A 17,080-nucleotide genomic window follows, 5' to 3' on the forward strand; every position below is an offset into this window, starting at 1 on the left:
CGATAAGTGATTGAAGGTGATTTCATGGAACCGTTCATAATGCATAAGGGACGTGTCGCTACGATGGACCGGGCGAACGTCGATACGGATCAGATTATCCCGAAACAGTTTCTCAAACGGATCGAGAGAACTGGGTTTGGACAGTTTTTGTTTTGGGATTGGCGATTTGACGATGATGGCCAGGAAAATCCTGAGTTCGAACTGAATCGCAAAGAATTTTCGGGTGCGAGTATTCTTGTCGCTCGGAGAAATTTCGGCTCCGGATCCAGTCGTGAGCATGCTGTGTGGGCACTGGAAGATTATGGGTTTCGCGTCGTGCTTGCGCCCAGCTTTGCTGACATCTTCTTCAATAACTGTTTCAAAAACGGTGTGCTACCTGTGGTGTTAGATGAAGATGTCATTAGTGACATCTTTGATCGTGTTGCAGCCAAGGAAGACTACCATCTCACCGTCAGTCTCGAGAATCTTCAAGTGGTCGATTCCGATGGAATGTGCGTTGATTTTGAAGTCGACAACGCCCGACGACAACGTATGTTGGAGGGGTTGGATGACATTGCGATGACGCTCCAAAGCGAAAAACTTATCACCCAGTACGAAGCTGATCACGGTATCGCTTAGTCGGTTCAACTTGGTATTACGATTCGACCCGGGAAATGCAACTATGGTCCAGATGCGAATATGTTTGTTCTGGTGCGTTGTTGCGGTGCTTCGACCGTCGTTCGCCGAAGAATTGAAGCCCGAGATCCTTTTCGAGGGACTCGATCAGCCCTGTGGGGTTGCTGTTCAGTCGCAAACTGACCACGTGTTTGTTGCGGAAAGTGGCAAAGGTCGTGTGGTTCGGTTTGTCGACGGCAAGCTGGAGGAGGTTGTCGTCGGCTTTCCCTTGCGAGAACTTGAAAATGGATTTCGGTTCAAAGCAGGCCCCATCGGACTCACGTTTTTGGACAGCAAGACCTTGTTGATCGGCGGTGCGGGGCAGCCACCCGGACAGGATGTGATCTACGTGGCATCCGTTCCGCAAACGGGCGAACCAGCGCTCAACGCTACCGACTTGCTCAAGCTAAAGCCCGCTGCTGATGCGAAGTCAAATCTCCCATTGGGTGAGTTTTACGGTATTGTGGCGACGGAGTCAGCCATTTTTGCAACCGGTACCGGAGCACAGAAGCGTGGTGGCTTGGTGAAAGTAGCGATTCGTGAACAGCAGAATCCCACCGATCCCAAGTCGTATGGCCCTCTGAACTATTTCCCTCTGGCGAATCAAGCCGGGGCGAAGGGCCGGCCTGCTGGTATCGTTATCAGCCCGCGGAATGCAGTCGTAGTTGGTCTGATGGGGCAGTTGGGGCAAGAGGCGGACAGTCGGCTCAGTTTCTTTCGACCTACCAACGGAGAACGGTTGTTGAGCGTGGAGACGGGACTGCGGGATATCGTCGCCTTGTCCTACGGCGCCTTGTTGCCGCCCAGCAATAAGGCTCAACTTTATGCATTAGATCTAGCCTGGGAACAGCCGACCGAAGGAGGCTTATTTCGTCTCGATGCGGCAATGGTCGACGGCAAGCCGAGTGTCCGACCAGTCAAACTGGCCTCGTTGCAGTATCCAACGGCAATAACGCTGGCAGGAAATGGATCCACTTACGTGACGATCCTCGGAGCTGTGCCGGAGAATGACCTCCCTCAAGGGAAACTACTAACCTTTGCTCCAGGTCTTTGATGTATTCGATACAACCTGAAAATACTGAATAAAACGCGACCTGTCTGACAGCCTTCTTTTTTTGTGTTAGCGTAAGTATGTCAGAGCCCTCATTTTATTAATCAAAATCCCCTCCTTCAATTGTTGTCATGACTGACGAATCACAGCCATCTAAAAAAACAGACGATCAACCGTCGGAAGCCTCCGACACTCAAGATGCATCTCGCCCACGCGGTCCACGTGTGTTTGGGAAATTCGCGTTTTGGATCGTCGCCGTGCCCTTTATCTTCTATTTGTTCGGTTCGATGATGGGCGGCTACGTTGAAAACCTTCGTGAAAGTAAGATTCGAGGAACACTTGATGATTTGCATCATGAAGGAAGTGACTTTCCGACGGAAGAAATACCGCTCGCTGAACTCGAGAAAAATATTGATCCCGATGGGAAATTCCTTGGTGTGCTGCCGCTCAATAAGAACGCCTACCCCTACACCTACATAGCGACGATCGCCGGGACGACGTTGTTGATGTTGATTTTTGGTTGGGGCTATTTTCGAGCACCTTTTCGCATTAGCTTTCTCTCATTCGTGGTTGGAGTTGTAGGGGTTGTTGTTTGGATAGCCCTTGCAGAACTTGACAGGAATTTTCTTCATTTAAGCGATTGGATGTTCGGATTAATTCCCCCGCGGGAAGCTTTTGAACCCCTCAAGGAGTTGAAGGGTGATCCCACTTGGATGTGGCAGTTCATTGCGATTCGTTTTTTCGGACTCGTACTCGTCGTGCCGATTACCGAGGAGTTTTTCGTCCGAGGTTTCTTGATGCGGTATGTGGAAGATCCCGACTGGGACGAACTGCCGCTGGGGCAAACCCAAAAACCGTGGATCTGGGCCGTTCCCACCCTGTACGGCGTTTTTGCTCATATGACCGAACCCCTTTCCGCACTAGTTTGGTTCTCGATGGTGACCTGGCTCTACAAACGCACAGGCAGCATTTGGGACTGTGTGATCGCTCATTCGATTACGAATCTCTTGCTGGGGATCTATATCTTCAAGTTTGAAGCTTGGTATCTCTGGTAGATCATTGATTTCCTCGACCAAGACGCGGTCTCTAGCTTAACCCTTTGGTGCGTCGGCAGCTGTTTGGCTGCCGGTGGGGCGACAAACAAGCTGTTTTGTCACTTTTTCTTAAGTGTCCAGGTGGTAGACTTTCGTCAGGGTATTTACGTACACAATGGGATCGACGCGCCCTGACGCATTGATTGCTACTCGAGACTGGGATTATTTTCAGTCCGAGATACCCTCCTGCCCCACCCGATTCCGCCCGGAAATGAGAGAAACAGTTGATGAACGCCCTGAAGTCTATCTTGTCTTTCGTGCTGCTTGGTTTACTCGGTGTGACTGCCTTTGCGGAAGAAAAAGAGCGAATTTGTCGTTTTCACGATCACAGCTCTGCCTTCGCGATTGATCTGCACAAGGGAGGTTTGCAGTACGCCCCAGATCGCCAAGTTGACATTAAGCACATCAAGCTGGATGTGGTTCCTGATTTTCAGCAACAGACGGTATCCGGCACCACCACGCTGCGATTCATGCCAATTTCAAAGCCTTTGGAAGAACTAAAGCTGAATGCTTATGACCTGACGATCGGGGAAGTTCGTTCCGAAGATGCAGTTGCTGAAACAACGAATACGGGGCGGCATTTGCTCATTCGTTTTGCCAATCCAATTCCAGTTGGCAAGGAAGCGATTGTGCATATCGATCACTCGGCAGAACCGACTCGTGGGCTGTACTTTCGTACGCCCGAAATGGGCTACCCTGAGACAGACACACATGTGTGGACTCAGGGTGAGGCTCATGAGGCTCAATTCTGGTTTCCCTGTTTTGACTATCCTAATGAACGTTCTTCAACGGAAGTGATTTGTCATGTTCCGACTGACATGACGGTTCTTTCGAATGGGCGTCGCATTTCCGAATCGATTGATGAGTCGGGCTTGAAACGAGTGCATTGGCTGCAGGAAAAACCGCACGTCAATTATCTCATCTGTCTCGTTGCGGGGCATTTGAAAAAATTGGAGAAGCAGCATCGGGGTATACCGCTTGGGTTCTATGTCCAGCCAAGTCTCTTTGAACACGCAGTAAATTCGTTTCGTGATACGGCTGGGATCATGAAGTTTTTCGAGAGTGAGATCGGCGTGCCCTTTCCTTGGGAGAAATACGATCAGGTGACGATTCTTGATTTCGTCGCGGGGGGTATGGAAAATACCACCTTAACGACATTGACGCATCGCACTATTTTCAGCGAGGCGACAGAGAATATCCGACAGTCGCGACGCCTTGACGCTCATGAATTAGCTCATCAATGGTTCGGTGATTTGTTGACTTGTAAGGATTGGAGTCAACTTTGGCTTAACGAAGGCTTTGCTACTTATTACACCCATCTCTATGAGGGCCATAAATATGGCCACGATGCGATGCTTTACGGGTTGTATAACGATGCAAAAGGGAGTGTATTGCCACGCAGTAAGGATAAACGCCCGATCGTCTTTAAGGGTTACAAGAATGCGCAAGAGCAATTCGACTTTCGTGCTTATCCAAAAGGCAGTTGGGTTCTGCACATGCTTCGCTCGCAGTTGGGTCCGGATCTCTACCGGCAATGCATTCGTGATTACATTTCCCGCAATGAATTGCAGAGTGTCGTTTCCGATGACCTTCGGAAAAGCTTTGAACGTCTGTCGGGACGAACCTTTGATCGCTTCTTCGACCAATGGGTGTATCATGCAGGCAGTCCAAATCTGAAAATCAGCTATCGTTGGTTGTCCGGTGATCGTCTTGCGAAAGTTACCGTCGAACAGACCCAAGCTGTGGACGACCATTTCTTGTTATTTGAATTCCCAACTTCGTTGCGCTTTGTTGTGGGTGACGAGGTGATTGATTTTCCTATTCAGGTAAGCCAAAAGAAGGAAGACTTTTTCGTGCCGTTGCCGGGACAGCCATCGATCGTTCGCTTTGATCCCGAATACAGTGTTTTAGCTTCCGTGGACTTTAAAAAGTCCGACGATCAGTTGATGGCTCAATTGAAAAATAGAGCTGACATGATGGGACGATTGTTGGCGGTGGAAGCTTTGGGGGCTCGCAAAACTCAGAAATCTGTGGAAGAGTTGCAAACAACATTGAATCAGGATGGTTTCTTTGGAGTGCGAATTGCAGCGGCCGTGGCGCTTGGGAAGATTCACGATGACCGTGCCTATCAAGCCTTGAAGAAATCCATCGACCAGCCGGATGCTCGTGTTCGCTTGAAAGTGGTTGAACAGCTTGGCAAGTTCTATCGATCCGAGACTTTGGAACTGCTTCAGGAACTGCTCGAGCAGGAGCAGAATCCGGCCATTCAAGTTGCCGCCATTAGATCACTTGGACGTTACAGTACCGATGAATCCCGGCAATTGCTCATCGAAAATCTGAAATCGAAATCTTTTCGAGACGAATTGATGGGAGCAGCGATTTCAGCGATCGAGATGCAGCGAGATCCGAAGCACCGTTTTGCCTTGATTGAATTGATCCAATCGCGTGGTGATGAGTTGCAAACTCGCGTACTGACCGCCGCCTTACAGGCACTCGCGAAGACAAGCCAAAACGAAGAGGATCGAAGCACTGAGCTTGAGTTGATTAAGCCCTTTGTCGTTCATCCGAAGGAGAAGGTGAGGATCGGCGCGATCCGAGCACTTGGGCATTTGCGAGATCCGAGGGCACAAACTGTTTTGGAAACAATGGTTGTCAAAGATGGGCCTTCCAGTCGAGTGACGTCCGCTGCCGAGTCGGCACTCAAACAGTTGCAAGAGACCAAGCCTTCGGCACCTTCGGAAGTGGTTGAATTGCGGAAACAGTTAACCGAAATGAAAAAGAAGTCGGAAGAACTGCGGACTGAATTCGATGAATTTAAGTCGAAGCTTGAGAGTCGGGATGCGGCTGTCAACGCTGAGAAAGCAAACGCTGAGAAAGCAAACGCTGAGAAAGCAAACGCTGAGAAAGCAAACGCTGAGAAAGCAAACGCTGAGAAAGCAAACGCTGAGAAAGCAAACGCTGAGAAAGAACAGGGGTCGCAGCAAGCTGATCCTGCGGATGCCGAATGAGGCGTGCTTCGGAGTGAGGTTAAGTCAGGGGGAATCTGGATTCCTGCCCCACGTGTGCCCCTGTACAAAACGTACTGGCCTGCAAGCCTGGGAGTTGGCCGGAAATGGATGACTACGAACATTCGCAGCCTGGGGTGGTAATTCGCGGTGCGCTGGCGGCGGCGATGTTGTTCATTGGGCTTCAGGGCTGGCTGCTTGCCCCGGCGGACAATGCCCGCTGGATTCACGCCGGAGCTTCAGTTTTCTTGTTGATGTCCCTTGCCACCTTTCATTCTTTGACGGTGCGAGTGACGAACGAACAGATTGGTCTCAGGTTTGGTGTTGGATTGATTCGGAAAACATTCCAGATAGATCAAGTTCGGACAGCGCGAGTGGTTTGCAATCCATGGTATTTGGGCTGGGGGATTCGGCGGTTTTCGGGCGGATGGCTTTACAATGTTTCGGGGTTCGGGGCGGTTGAAATTGAGCTTCGAGACCATCGAATTGCACGGATTGGTACCGATGAGCCTCAGCGGTTACTGGAGGCAATAGAAGCCAGGATTTCGCGCGAGTGAAATTCTATTGCGGTGCCCCGATTTCCGAAACTTGAAACGCGTTCGTCTTGTGTACCCCGCTTGAACCCTTTTGCACCTTCGCCCTTTCAGTCAAAGCGGTGCTCTCACTCGTTTGCAAAGGCAATTTGCGCCTCCGCGGTATTAGGGTCCCGCTGTTAGGTGCCATTTGCGTGGTCATATTGTCACTCTTGCTGATCTTCCAGCTCGCGCCTCGGCCGACGCTTCCCTTGGAAGATGCAACTCAGGCTCCATTTGCCGGAGTTGTGAACGTCTGTCGTGTCACGCTCTAAAAGTGCACGAGAAAATTGAGTTAATATTCGGAACCGAGCAGGCTGTAGTAGCGAAGATCGAAATGACCGGCGGCAGGAATTCGATTCTGAAAATTCCAGTCTGTAAACCAGTCGAACAGCGGCCAGAACTCGGCACTGTTGCGGAGGGTTCCATAGTTTTGCCGCCAGCTTTCCCATTGTTTGTCACTCGCGACAGCATGCAGGTCGCTGAGCAGGTCCGAGGCGCTGCCGACCGGGATTCTCACTAGTAGGTTGGGGAAATCGCCAACCAGTCCATGGTAGATACTGAGCGTATCGAGTTCTGGTTGACGGGCTCCATTTTCGTCAAAGACAACATCGTTGAATGCGTAGGATCGGTTTGCAATCAACGTGTAGACTTCCGAATGGTCCGGGAAATCGAGCCGCAAGAAGGTCACACTGGGGAGATACTGCGTAAAGTTTTGATGAGTTTTCATCGTCAGCCGATTTGCAGCGGCCACCCAGTCCGAAGTCGTTTTCAGGGGTTCCTTAAGAGAAATATCGGTTTTGCGGACTGCGTTGATCAGGTCAGGCGGACCGCTCACTTTTTCGGTGAGGTGTCGTTGCAGCTGGGTTAGCGCCCCCGACAGCGGATCGCGGGCATCAACGGCGACTGCCGTTTTCGCCGCCTCTCCCGGAAACGGCATGGTGAATAATAATTCTTGTCCCAGGCCCTTGGTCCATTTGAGGCGATATGCTTTGCGGTCTTTCTCTGGTAAAAGACGGAGAAAATTATCTTCAAATTCCTGCCGGAGGTATCCCATAAATTCCCAGGTTGCAAGTTTTTCTTCTACACTACCCCAGTAGGTGTAGTCCGCCACGAGCGAGTAGTACAGACGCTCAAACCCGCTGTAATCCATCAACCAGAAGGTAGCCGGCGTTCCTCCTTTACGGCCGTGCATGACCGTTGCGTTGGTTTCGTTACGCAGAATGGTTAGCCATGCATTCTTGTTTGTCTTTTCCCCGTCCCAGATATCCGAAATGGAGTAGCCCTTGGGTTTATAGCTGTCAAGGGTTTTTGCGTACGCGTTTTCGTAGGCGGCGTCTTTCCAAATCTCGTAGCTCATAAAGTCGTTCCATGATTTGAGCCCTAGTTCTGGAAACTTGACGGACGGATCAGAATCGGGGTCCACAAAAAAGACCCAAAAGTAGTCCTTGATTGCATAGGTCGCAATGTTTCCAACACAGACTGGCCCACGGATCATTCCGCTGGCGATCAGCTTGGAGTTTTCGAGTAAGAACAAAGACCGGCTGCGAGTCGGAATGGCCTCGAAGACGAGAAACGGATTATGAGAACTGTATCCTGGGTTGGTATTTTTATTGTCAGGCCACGCAGTTTTGTAAAAGAGTTCGTCGAGACGTGCCCGCGCTTGGTCGTTTAACGACCACACAAAAAATGATTTTTGTACACATGAGGATGTGACTTTTTGAAGCCGATAGTAGAACTTATCGACACCATCAAGGTAGGGTGAATCAAACGGGCGAGCCGTAATGATTTCCTGAATGGGCGACTGATTCGAATCAGACTGGCCGTTGAAATTGTTGGGGGGGACGGGGGGAGTGACGGAACGTACAAGTCGGTAAAATTCGCCGGGCGCCTCTGCAAACGTCAAGGTGGCAAGAAAAACGTGTTCGTAGATGTAACGGCTGACCAGCGGGGACCGCTGATCTTCCTGGTTTAAAAATGCCTCCCACTGGCGAATCACCTCAGGATGTGCAGATGCTTTCTTGCGCGCCATTTCACCCGCTGAAGGGCCTGGAGCGCCTGCGATAATCCAGCGGGAGAACACCTCGAGTTCTTGCTGGCTGATCGCCGGAAAACCAAACGGCATCCCGGCCGCGGGCCGTTGGGCCAGATAGTCGTCGATGTTTTGCGAACAAGGGCAAACGTGAGCGTCTACCTGATTGTAAACCTTCTCGAGCGGCGAGAGTGGAAAGCCGGGTTGGTTATTCGTGGCACCCGCTGCTAGCATGCGAAAAAGAACGGAACGGCCGGGACGTTGCTCTGGTGGATCTTCCTGGTCAATGACGGTGCAAAAGCCGCGTTTCCGCCAGGCACTGAGCGATGGTGCGTCGTTGAGTCGAATCGGAGACTCAGCAAACAGGTGGCTGGCGTCTGGGTTTTTAGCCAATCCACCGCGAAGGACCCCCTCATAGGACGTCATTTTGAGCAGGCATGGGGAATCAAGACATCCGTGGCAGGCAATACAGCGTCGATCAAGAATGGGTTGGACTTGGTTGAGATAAAAGCCTTCGTCAAAACCAGTTTTTTCCGGATAACTGGGTTGGTGAAAGACAAAGGGCTTCCAGCTGGTTCTACTGTCGATCACTTCCCAGAACACAACCACCACGCAAAGAATGGCCACCAGGACTGTCAAACCAATCAAACTTACAGCGATTTTTAATTTTGATTTCATGCAGGTGAACTCTCTGACGCAAAAAGTCGCTCGCGAAAGTAGCGGATTCCAGTAGTACAGCCGATGGATCAGGCGCAGCCCCAGTCTAGTCTAGACTAGCAATTGTATTTAGAGCCTGCCAGATGCCCTCACGGATCGTGAACCCCCCCGAGAGTGCCAGAAGAAGTACCTCGAGCGGGATAGAAAAGGCGGGTCACGAAAAAGCCTTCCTCGGCCGAAGAATCGGCTTCTTTTATGAGGCCTGTTTGAACCACGAGAAAGAAGACCTCTGGAGAGAGACCTGAACCCGGGCCGGAAGGGCTCCAGCGACGGTGCCACTTCGCGTTTGGCCACCGTTCCACCGAGCGCGTGGAGCCCACCGACGTTGAGCCGCATTCCGGCTGCGACCAATTCATCTTAGCGTATCGGGAAGGTCGTCTTTGCCGAGCGCGAGGGTCTATGTCATGATCGGCGCAACGAAGCCAGACAACCGCATTGTCGGAAACAGCCTCCTGGAAAGTACGTTGGCTTGATCCTGATGACCCAGTTTGGCGAATAAACCGTGCCGCCAGAGAAGCCTCTTTTCATTCCGCAACGGTATGTTTCACGCCATCGCGGAAAAAATTGCAACGTTCCAAGCGTCTCGTTACTGTTCGGGTTTTGAAGGGTGGGGTACTGAACGGGGCGGCTCTGTTTTCATTGAATCGGTTCCTCTTGATCCGCATGAGGTGTGTTAAAAAAGCGGGGCCGAGGGCCAGAAAATTAGCAACCCGCAGTCTGGTGTTTTGGGAGTCCATCGAGGGCAGCTTTGGCAAGCTGGAAAAGCTGGTCGGGTTGACGACTGCGCTGACCGCACGCATAGTAAGCGAAGGCTTGGTGATGTGGGATGGTGCTTGGACGCGTCGGTTTCGCAAATGTCGGCGGGTGTGCAAATGTCGGAAGTACGTCTTCAAAATGTGTCGAAGGTTTATCCAAATGAAGTGATCGCGTTGCGCGATGTGGGATTCTCGGTACTTGATCGTGAGTGTCTCGTCATTGTTGGGCCATCCGGAAGTGGTAAAACCACGGCGTTGCGCATCATTGCGGGACTCGAAATACCAACGCGGGGTGAAGTGGTGATTGGTGGCGAGGTGATGACAATGACGCCTGCGGCCGATCGAAATGTCGCGATGGTTTTTCAGGACGATACGCTGTATCCGCATCGTTCCGTGCAGGAAAATCTCAGCTTCGGTTTGCGGATGAGGCGAATTCCGTCTGCAGAGCGACGTCGGTTGATTGCCGAAGTTGTTGAACGTTTGGGACTGGAGCCGCTGTTGACGCGGTTGCCCCACCAGCTATCCGGAGGTCAACGGCAACGGGTAGCTTTGGGGCGAGCGATTGTACGGCATCCGAATGTCTGCTTGTTCGACGAACCGTTCTCCCATCTAGATCCATCTTTACGGGAACAGGCGCGGAGCGAATTGATCGATTTGCGACAACGCAGTGAGGCCACGATGATCTATGTGACTCATGATCATCGAGAGGCGATGCGGATGGGCGACCGATTGGTCGTAATGCGAGCTGGCGTAATTCAGCAAATCGATACACCGGAGATTATCTATCAAAAACCGATCAATCGTTTTGTGGCAGAATTCATTGGAGATCCGCCAATGAATTTTCTCGCGGGGGAGCTTGCCAAGCAACACTTTCAATCGCAAGACGCAACTTTGCCGATAAGGGGACTCTCTCATCAGGGCTCGGTAGTGCTCGGGGTCCGTCCGGAGGATCTCACCATTGTTCGAGACCCAAGTCAGGGAGTCCCGGGACAAATAAAACGCATCGAGTTTCTCGGGCGGGACCGACTTGTGTATGTTGATGTGCTCGGACAATCGTGGGTGATTTTGGATGGCGCAACGGATTGCGAAGTCGGGGAGCAAGTCCGATTGGCGTTTCCGACCGAAGCGATACATCTATTTGATGGTGACAGCGAGCAGTCTCGGCTCGAAAATGTCAATCAGTAATAGCTTCGGGGGGGAAGGTCGCGAGTTTCGTCACCAAACGATCCAGAAATGGAATCTGATCAACATGAAGTAATCGGTAGGCCGTCTTCAGCGAAACAAACTCAACCTGGTCAACCTCCCAGGAAGCACAGGTGGGAGCGCACGATTGATCGACATGTTCGAGAAAACAATGTACTTGTTTTCGCTTGCTCCGATATTGAATCGAACCCAACGGGATCAAATGCCCCGGTAAGACGCCGGTTTCCTCAAATGTTTCTCGGCGAGCGGCCGCTTCCAATGATTCGCCTTCGTCCAGCAAGCCCTTAGGGATACTCCATGCGGCGCGTCGGTTGTAAGTACCGGAAGGATGAACCAACAACACTTCCCAGGTGTTTTCGGTGAGTCGATACAACAGCGTGCCAGCAGAAGTCAGCATGCGGAAATCGTCCGGCGCGAATTGAAAGTTGGGAAAACGCTCGCCGTTGATTCGTCAACGCGTCGTGAATGGTGACTCGTGGCAAAGGACAAGCATTTGCCTCAACCACCAGTCGGATATCATTCTGTGTTGGCAAAAAAGCCGCGTCGCCAAACGTTTGTCGGATTTTGTTCAGGGGCAGGAATGGTTATCCGCGATCATGCTGTTGGCAAGGGCCGAATGTTTGCCTTACGAATCGCAAGAATCTGTTACGCCCGTTTACGTGCTTCACGACGCCTATCCGATTCCTTCAGAGTCAGTTTTCGGAGGCGAACAAAGTTGGGTGTGATTTCGACCAATTCATCATCCTCGATGTACTCAAGGGCCGCTTCCAGCGATAAGACACGTGGGGGTTTCAGCAGGATATTATCATCGGATCCAGCGGCGCGAATATTGGTGAGTTTCTTCTCTTTGGTCGGATTGACGGTCATGTCACCCGAGCGACTGTTTTCACCGACAATCATCCCCTCATACACTTCGTCACCCGGTGCGACAAAGAGTTCAGCTCGTTCCTGGAGTCCATCCAGACCGTACGCCACGGCTTTACCTGCAATAGCAGAAATGAGTACACCATTTGGCCTTCGTGGAATATCACCTTCCATGGGGCGATAGCTTTCGAATCGGTGGTGAATGATCGCCGTACCTTGGGTGGCGTTGAGCAGGCGAGTCCGAAGTCCGATCAAGCCACGGGCTGGGATGCGAAAGTTGACTTGGGTGTAGGCACCCCGCGGCATCATCTCGATAACTTCACCTCGTCGCTCTCCCGTCAATTCCATCACGGGGCCTAATTTGTCATCGGGAACCTCAATGATGAGCGTCTCAAAAGGCTCCTCGCGACGACCTTCGTTTTCTCGCAGAATTACGCGTGGCTTACCAACAGCCAATTCGTATCCCTCACGACGCATGGTTTCGATCAATACTGACAGGTGTAGGATGCCGCGGCCACGGACGGCGAAAGAATCCGATCCCTCAATTGGTTCGACTTGTAACGCAACATTTTTTTCCAGCTCACGGTTAAGGCGATCGCGCAGTTGACGGGTCGTGACGTACTTCCCGTCTCGGCCGGCAAAGGGAGATGTGTTGATGGAAAAAACCATTTGAAGCGTTGGTTCATCAACTTTCAAACGTGGCAGGGCTTGGAGTGTTTCGACATCACTTACCGTGTCTCCGATTTCCACGTTGTCGAGACCAACAACCGCAGCCACGTCACCGGCTTCGGCGACCTCCACTTCCGTTTTTCCCAAGTTTTCGAAAACATACACCTGGGAGACTTTTGTTTGCACAACCTGATTGGAGTGCTGCATGAGGGCCACATTCTGTCCTTTGCGGATTTCACCCGAACGAATTCGACCAATCGCGATACGACCCACATATTCGGACCAATCGATGGTCGTCACTAGCATCTGCATCGGGTCGTCACGCTGGATTTCGGGACCATCGATCTCACGGATTACCATGTCCAGCAAAAGCTTCATGGAGTCCGTACGGACCTCGGGGTCATCCGTCGCGTAGCCGTCTTTGGCGCTGGCAAATATGTGTGGGAAGTCGGCAATGTCGTCATCGGCGCCCAAATCAATCAGTAGGTCGAGTGTTTCATCAACCACTTCGTGCGGCCGAGCATCTGGTCGATCAATTTTGTTAACGACAACAATCGGTTTAAGATTGCATTCCAGGGCTTTCGAAAGAACAAACCGTGTCTGAGGCATGGGGCCTTCAGCTGCGTCAATCAGCAGCACGGCACCGTCGGCCATCTGTAGCACTCGCTCCACCTCGCCCCCGAAGTCCGCGTGGCCGGGAGTGTCAATCACATTGATCTTGATCCCCTGGTAGGGAATCGCAATGTTCTTTGCCAAAATCGTGATGCCACGCTCTCGCTCGAGATCGTTCGAGTCGAGGATACGCTCGCCTTGCAACTGGCTGTCGCGGAATTCACCGCTTTGTCGCAGCAAGCAATCAACCAAAGACGTTTTCCCGTGGTCGACATGGGCGATGATCACTATGTTTCGCAAATCGTTACGGCGTTTCGACACAAGATTATCCTGAACTGCTTCGGGTTGCTCGGGGATCGCGCAATGTGAAAAGATCATAAAGCGACGAAAAAAGAACAATTTAGAGGTTTTGTTTCTTGCACCAACCGAGCGAGACCGCGGTGCCCTAGGTGAGAACAACAGAGTCTACCATCTGTGTATCATTCCCGAAACTCGAAATATCGGCCAGGCTGCCCGGATCGGCTCTGATTTTGTTGATCATGGCTCTAGGCTATGATGGAGGGATCGGTAAGCTCTGCCCCAGATTCCTTCAGGCGTGAATTTGACGTGAAAATAACGACGATTCCGCAGATCTACCGCAACGTCAATCGGATGACCGAGATTGTTTCGGTGCTGAGCAAATACGGGCTGGCTGATGGGATCAGTCGCTTGAATGTGGATTTTGCCAAGGGATTGCTCAAGAATCGGGACGGTGAGGCTCTCGCTCGGCACACTCGGGAAACCCGCATTCGTCTCGCGATGGAAGAGTTAGGGCCTACCTTTATCAAGCTGGGGCAGATCCTCAGCACGCGAGCCGATCTTGTTGGAGCCACTTTGGCCAATGAGCTTCGCGGCTTACAAGATTCTGTTTCGATCGATGATCCGGAAGAAGTGCGCCGTGTGGTTCAGGACGAGTTGGGGCAGCCGATCGAGGATCTTTTTATCGAATTCGATGATTGCCCTGCGGCCTCTGCTTCCATCGGTCAGGTTCATCGAGCTCGCTTGAAAACAGGAGAGCTGGTAGCCGTCAAAGTGCAGCATGTGGGGATCCAGGATACGGTCCGGAAGGACTTAGATGTTTTGGGGGGCTTGGCCCAGTTGGCTGAGCGATTGCCCGAATTGGCTCCCTACCGTCCGATCGAAACGATTGCCGAGTTCCAACGAACTCTGCGACGCGAGCTGGACTTCGGTCGCGAGGAACGCAACCTGAATCAGTTTTCAGCCCGCTTCCAAGACAATCCCCACATCAGGATTCCGCGGCCGATTACTGAGCTTTCCACGCCACGCGTGCTAACGATGGAATGGTTGACCGGATTAAAGCTGAACGACACCAGCCGTTCACTCGACGATTCCTACGAGATGTCTGAGTTGTCTCGCCGCGGTGCGGATTTGTATATGCAGATGATTTTCGTGGAGGGATTTTTCCATGCCGACCCTCACCCGGGAAATATCTTGATTTTGCCTGGAAACAAAATCGGCCTGCTCGATTTTGGCATGGTGGGACGAATTGATGAGCGATTGCGCGAGGAAATTGAGGATCTTCTGATGGCGATCGTGAATGGAGATGTTTCCTTGTTGACATCCCTGATCGTCAGGATTGGTTCAACGCCTGCCGGTCTCGATCAATCGGCGCTGCATAACGAGTTGGCGGACTTCGTATCCCATTACGGCTCTCAGTCGCTTTCGAAATTGGATCTCTCCAACGCCTTGGAAGAGATGATTGAGTTGATATTTCGCTTCCGGATCGTGTTACCCGCTCAGGTCGCCATGCTGCTCAAGGTTTTAATTTCGCTCGAAGGAAGCGCAAAGCTCCTTTCGCCCGAGTTTAGTCTGTTGGAAGTCATTCAACGGTATCAGAAAAAAGCCATCTTACGGCGACTCTCACCGACTCGGCGAGTCCGTAAACTACGACGGCTTTACGTGGAAGTTGAGCATCTGCTCGAAACACTTCCCAGTCGTGTCACCGATATTTTTGAGCAGGTTCAAGCTGGCCGCTTTGATGTTCATCTTGATCATCGTGGGTTAGAGCCGTCCGTGAACCGCTTGGTGTTGGGGATGTTGGCCAGTGCCCTGTTTATGGGATCCTCGTTAATGCTTAGTCGCTCGGTACCGCCGGTGCTGTTCCCGACCGAAACGATGTTCGGATTGCATGATGTGTCCGTGCTCGGCCTGGGTGGCTGTATGCTGAGCTTGTTGTTGGGCTTGCGGTTGCTGAGGGCGATTGGGAAGTCAGGGCGTCTTGATCGGCGGCAGTAGCGAGCGCGTCAGGCAGCCTCTTCCGTGGCAACCTGGCGCCGTTTCGATTGGCACTCCTTGACTAATTGCTGGACCTGTTGGTCCAGCGCATCGAGCTCTTGCATGACCTGGTTTTGCCGGCGATCGAGACGTTCCAGCAGCGTAAGGGCGGAATCGTCTTCGGCCGCCGTCTCATCCGATGCGTCTTCGGCCCATCCAGCCGTTTCGCTTGCCAGTGGGAGTGAGATTTGCGATTCGTCTGCCAGTAGGGTGTTGGGCTGGGTGTTGGGCTGGGTGTTGGGCATCCGCGAACTCCTGGAGCTAAGGCATGAAGATCGGGCGATTTGGTTGCGAGCAAGCCGTAAGTTCCGTTTGATCGTTCGGTTTCCCACGGCAAATCGAGGTGTGGGGGCGGTCGGAGTAAACCTGGGTGGACACCCTGCGTGGTAGGGGTTACACTGATGGGCTTGTTCAGCAGTACAACGGATGGCTTGGAGGAGGGAGCCCCCCTCAAGGCACAGGATACTAAGGAGTCAAAGTGGTTAAACTGGTCTTACGAGATCGCGAGAGCATCCAGGAAGCCGTTCGTCGCTTCCGAAAGCTCGTCGAGCGAAGTGGTATCAAAAAAGAGATGCGTCGACGCGAATATTACGAAAAGCCGAGTGAAACGAAACGTCGGGCACGCCTTCGTGCTGAGCGACGGGCTCGTCGTAATACCCTTACGGGCTCGTCGTAATCCCCTTACGGGCTAAAAAGTCTCGAATTCTTCCACCCCCGCCCATTGAGCCGGTTTACGCTTGAAACCGGCCGTTCTGACTCGCGCCGCGACGGAGTGCTTAATCTGAGTTGCTCGGTCGAGTGACATAATAGGTTGCTGTTTGACCCGAGCCGACCCAGCCGTAAGGGTTCCATGAATTGCCTTGCCAGGTGGGTGAATAAGTTCCCATCTGAGGAACCGGACTGGCTTGTGGCCTGGAGTTTGAGAATCCAAACCATTTCATTGCGGTCAATCGATTGAAACGCTGCTGGCCGCGCATTTCAGCCTTCCGCCGAACGGCTTCTTTCGGATCGGAATAACGGCGATATTCCTGCATGTAGAACCACATCTCCGGCGTCACGTTCCCATCGCTGGGGATATTCGCAAAGAGATCGGAATCCGTGGTCGGTGAGAAGCCAGCGTTTTGTTGAGCTTGGCTAGGTGGGTTCATTGCAAAAAGGGCGAACAGGGCGCCGGCGAGCAAAATCGTCCGTTGCATGTCGATATCCTTACAGGGAAATAAAAGCCTTCGGATATCAATCGATTCGGTTGCTGAGGCGAATCTGGATTAGCGGCTTTCGCCGGATGCTTCTTGACTCTTTTTTGAGTTTATCGGTTGTGCGGCTAGCATGCTGCCAGGCGGCGTTCTTGGCAGTACCCGCACGTTGGTCGCGATTTGCCAGTTTCATTTTCGCTGGCACTTTTTGCGAGTGGCGGAACGGCCCCATCGGGCTGAATCTTCATGTGAGTCAAGCTTAGGATTCAGCCACATTTGTCGGTGCGAAGGGCACGGACTCGGCCTGATCGCAGCGGGAAAGTGA

At 52.1% G+C, this 17,080-nt stretch carries 13 protein-coding genes; 8 read left to right on the forward strand and 5 right to left on the reverse strand.

Going from position 1 to position 17,080, the window contains the following annotated elements:
• Positions 1-24 precede the first annotated feature (24 nt).
• From leuD to P8N76_12060, 5 genes are all read left to right on the forward strand, one after another.
• Positions 25-618, forward strand: coding sequence for a 3-isopropylmalate dehydratase small subunit (gene leuD, locus P8N76_12040; GenBank protein ID MDG2382391.1), 594 nt, complete (start codon positions 25-27; stop codon positions 616-618).
• Positions 619-661: 43 nt separating this feature from the next.
• Positions 662-1,708, forward strand: a complete 1,047-nt coding sequence (locus tag P8N76_12045; protein ID MDG2382392.1) for a hypothetical protein — start codon at positions 662-664, stop codon at positions 1,706-1,708.
• 128 nt (positions 1,709-1,836) lie between these two features.
• On the forward strand, positions 1,837-2,760 hold the full coding sequence (locus tag P8N76_12050; protein ID MDG2382393.1) for a CAAX prenyl protease-related protein: 924 nt from the start codon (positions 1,837-1,839) through the stop codon (positions 2,758-2,760).
• 266 nt (positions 2,761-3,026) lie between these two features.
• Entirely contained in the window at positions 3,027-5,807 is a 2,781-nt protein-coding gene (locus P8N76_12055; GenBank protein MDG2382394.1) for a M1 family aminopeptidase, read from the forward strand.
• A 104-nt stretch (positions 5,808-5,911) separates the two neighbouring features.
• Positions 5,912-6,361, forward strand: coding sequence for a hypothetical protein (locus tag P8N76_12060; protein MDG2382395.1), 450 nt, complete (start codon positions 5,912-5,914; stop codon positions 6,359-6,361).
• 310 nt (positions 6,362-6,671) lie between these two features.
• Here the strand turns inward: P8N76_12060 and P8N76_12065 are convergent, their stop codons facing one another.
• Positions 6,672-9,086: a fatty acid cis/trans isomerase gene (locus tag P8N76_12065; GenBank protein MDG2382396.1), complete on the reverse strand. Its 2,415-nt coding sequence runs from the start codon at positions 9,084-9,086 to the stop codon at positions 6,672-6,674.
• A gap of 911 nt (positions 9,087-9,997) precedes the next feature.
• Between P8N76_12065 and P8N76_12070 the strand changes: the two genes are divergently transcribed.
• Positions 9,998-11,065 (forward strand): ABC transporter ATP-binding protein, encoded by a 1,068-nt coding sequence (locus P8N76_12070; GenBank protein ID MDG2382397.1) that lies wholly within the window; start codon positions 9,998-10,000, stop codon positions 11,063-11,065.
• Here the strand turns inward: P8N76_12070 and P8N76_12075 are convergent.
• Positions 11,055-11,480, reverse strand: a complete 426-nt coding sequence (locus P8N76_12075; protein ID MDG2382398.1) for an NUDIX domain-containing protein — start codon at positions 11,478-11,480, stop codon at positions 11,055-11,057. The genes P8N76_12070 and P8N76_12075 overlap by 11 nt on opposite strands.
• A gap of 248 nt (positions 11,481-11,728) precedes the next feature.
• Entirely contained in the window at positions 11,729-13,549 is a 1,821-nt protein-coding gene (gene typA, locus P8N76_12080; GenBank protein MDG2382399.1) for a translational GTPase TypA, read from the reverse strand.
• Between the two features lie 285 nt (positions 13,550-13,834).
• Here typA and P8N76_12085 point away from each other — a divergent pair, with 285 nt between their 5' ends.
• Positions 13,835-15,523 carry an AarF/ABC1/UbiB kinase family protein gene (locus P8N76_12085; GenBank protein MDG2382400.1) on the forward strand — a complete coding sequence of 563 codons (1,689 nt, stop codon included), beginning with the start codon at positions 13,835-13,837 and terminating at the stop codon, positions 15,521-15,523.
• Positions 15,524-15,531: 8 nt separating this feature from the next.
• On the opposite strand, the gene P8N76_12090 is transcribed toward P8N76_12085, so the two are convergent.
• Entirely contained in the window at positions 15,532-15,807 is a 276-nt protein-coding gene (locus P8N76_12090; protein ID MDG2382401.1) for a hypothetical protein, read from the reverse strand.
• Between the two features lie 233 nt (positions 15,808-16,040).
• Between P8N76_12090 and rpsU the strand changes: the two genes are divergently transcribed.
• Positions 16,041-16,238, forward strand: coding sequence for a 30S ribosomal protein S21 (rpsU, locus tag P8N76_12095; GenBank protein ID MDG2382402.1), 198 nt, complete (start codon positions 16,041-16,043; stop codon positions 16,236-16,238).
• A gap of 100 nt (positions 16,239-16,338) precedes the next feature.
• Here rpsU and P8N76_12100 read toward each other — a convergent pair whose 3' ends face one another.
• Positions 16,339-16,758, reverse strand: coding sequence for a hypothetical protein (locus P8N76_12100; protein MDG2382403.1), 420 nt, complete (start codon positions 16,756-16,758; stop codon positions 16,339-16,341).
• Positions 16,759-17,080: the final 322 nt, after the last annotated feature.

It is taken from the genome of Pirellulaceae bacterium, assembly GCA_029243025.1.
Classification (GTDB): Bacteria; Planctomycetota; Planctomycetia; order Pirellulales; family Pirellulaceae.

Coding starts and splice junctions, on each gene's coding strand:
- leuD (MDG2382391.1), top strand. CDS start 25: ATGGAACCGTTCATAATGCATAAGGGACGTGTCGCTACGATGGACCGG.
- P8N76_12045 (MDG2382392.1), top strand. CDS start 662: ATGGTCCAGATGCGAATATGTTTGTTCTGGTGCGTTGTTGCGGTGCTT.
- P8N76_12050 (MDG2382393.1), top strand. CDS start 1,837: ATGACTGACGAATCACAGCCATCTAAAAAAACAGACGATCAACCGTCG.
- P8N76_12055 (MDG2382394.1), top strand. CDS start 3,027: ATGAACGCCCTGAAGTCTATCTTGTCTTTCGTGCTGCTTGGTTTACTC.
- P8N76_12060 (MDG2382395.1), top strand. CDS start 5,912: ATGGATGACTACGAACATTCGCAGCCTGGGGTGGTAATTCGCGGTGCG.
- P8N76_12065 (MDG2382396.1), bottom strand. CDS start 9,086: ATGAAATCAAAATTAAAAATCGCTGTAAGTTTGATTGGTTTGACAGTC.
- P8N76_12070 (MDG2382397.1), top strand. CDS start 9,998: ATGTCGGAAGTACGTCTTCAAAATGTGTCGAAGGTTTATCCAAATGAA.
- P8N76_12075 (MDG2382398.1), bottom strand. CDS start 11,480: ATGCTGACTTCTGCTGGCACGCTGTTGTATCGACTCACCGAAAACACC.
- P8N76_12090 (MDG2382401.1), bottom strand. CDS start 15,807: ATGCCCAACACCCAGCCCAACACCCAGCCCAACACCCTACTGGCAGAC.
- P8N76_12100 (MDG2382403.1), bottom strand. CDS start 16,758: ATGCAACGGACGATTTTGCTCGCCGGCGCCCTGTTCGCCCTTTTTGCA.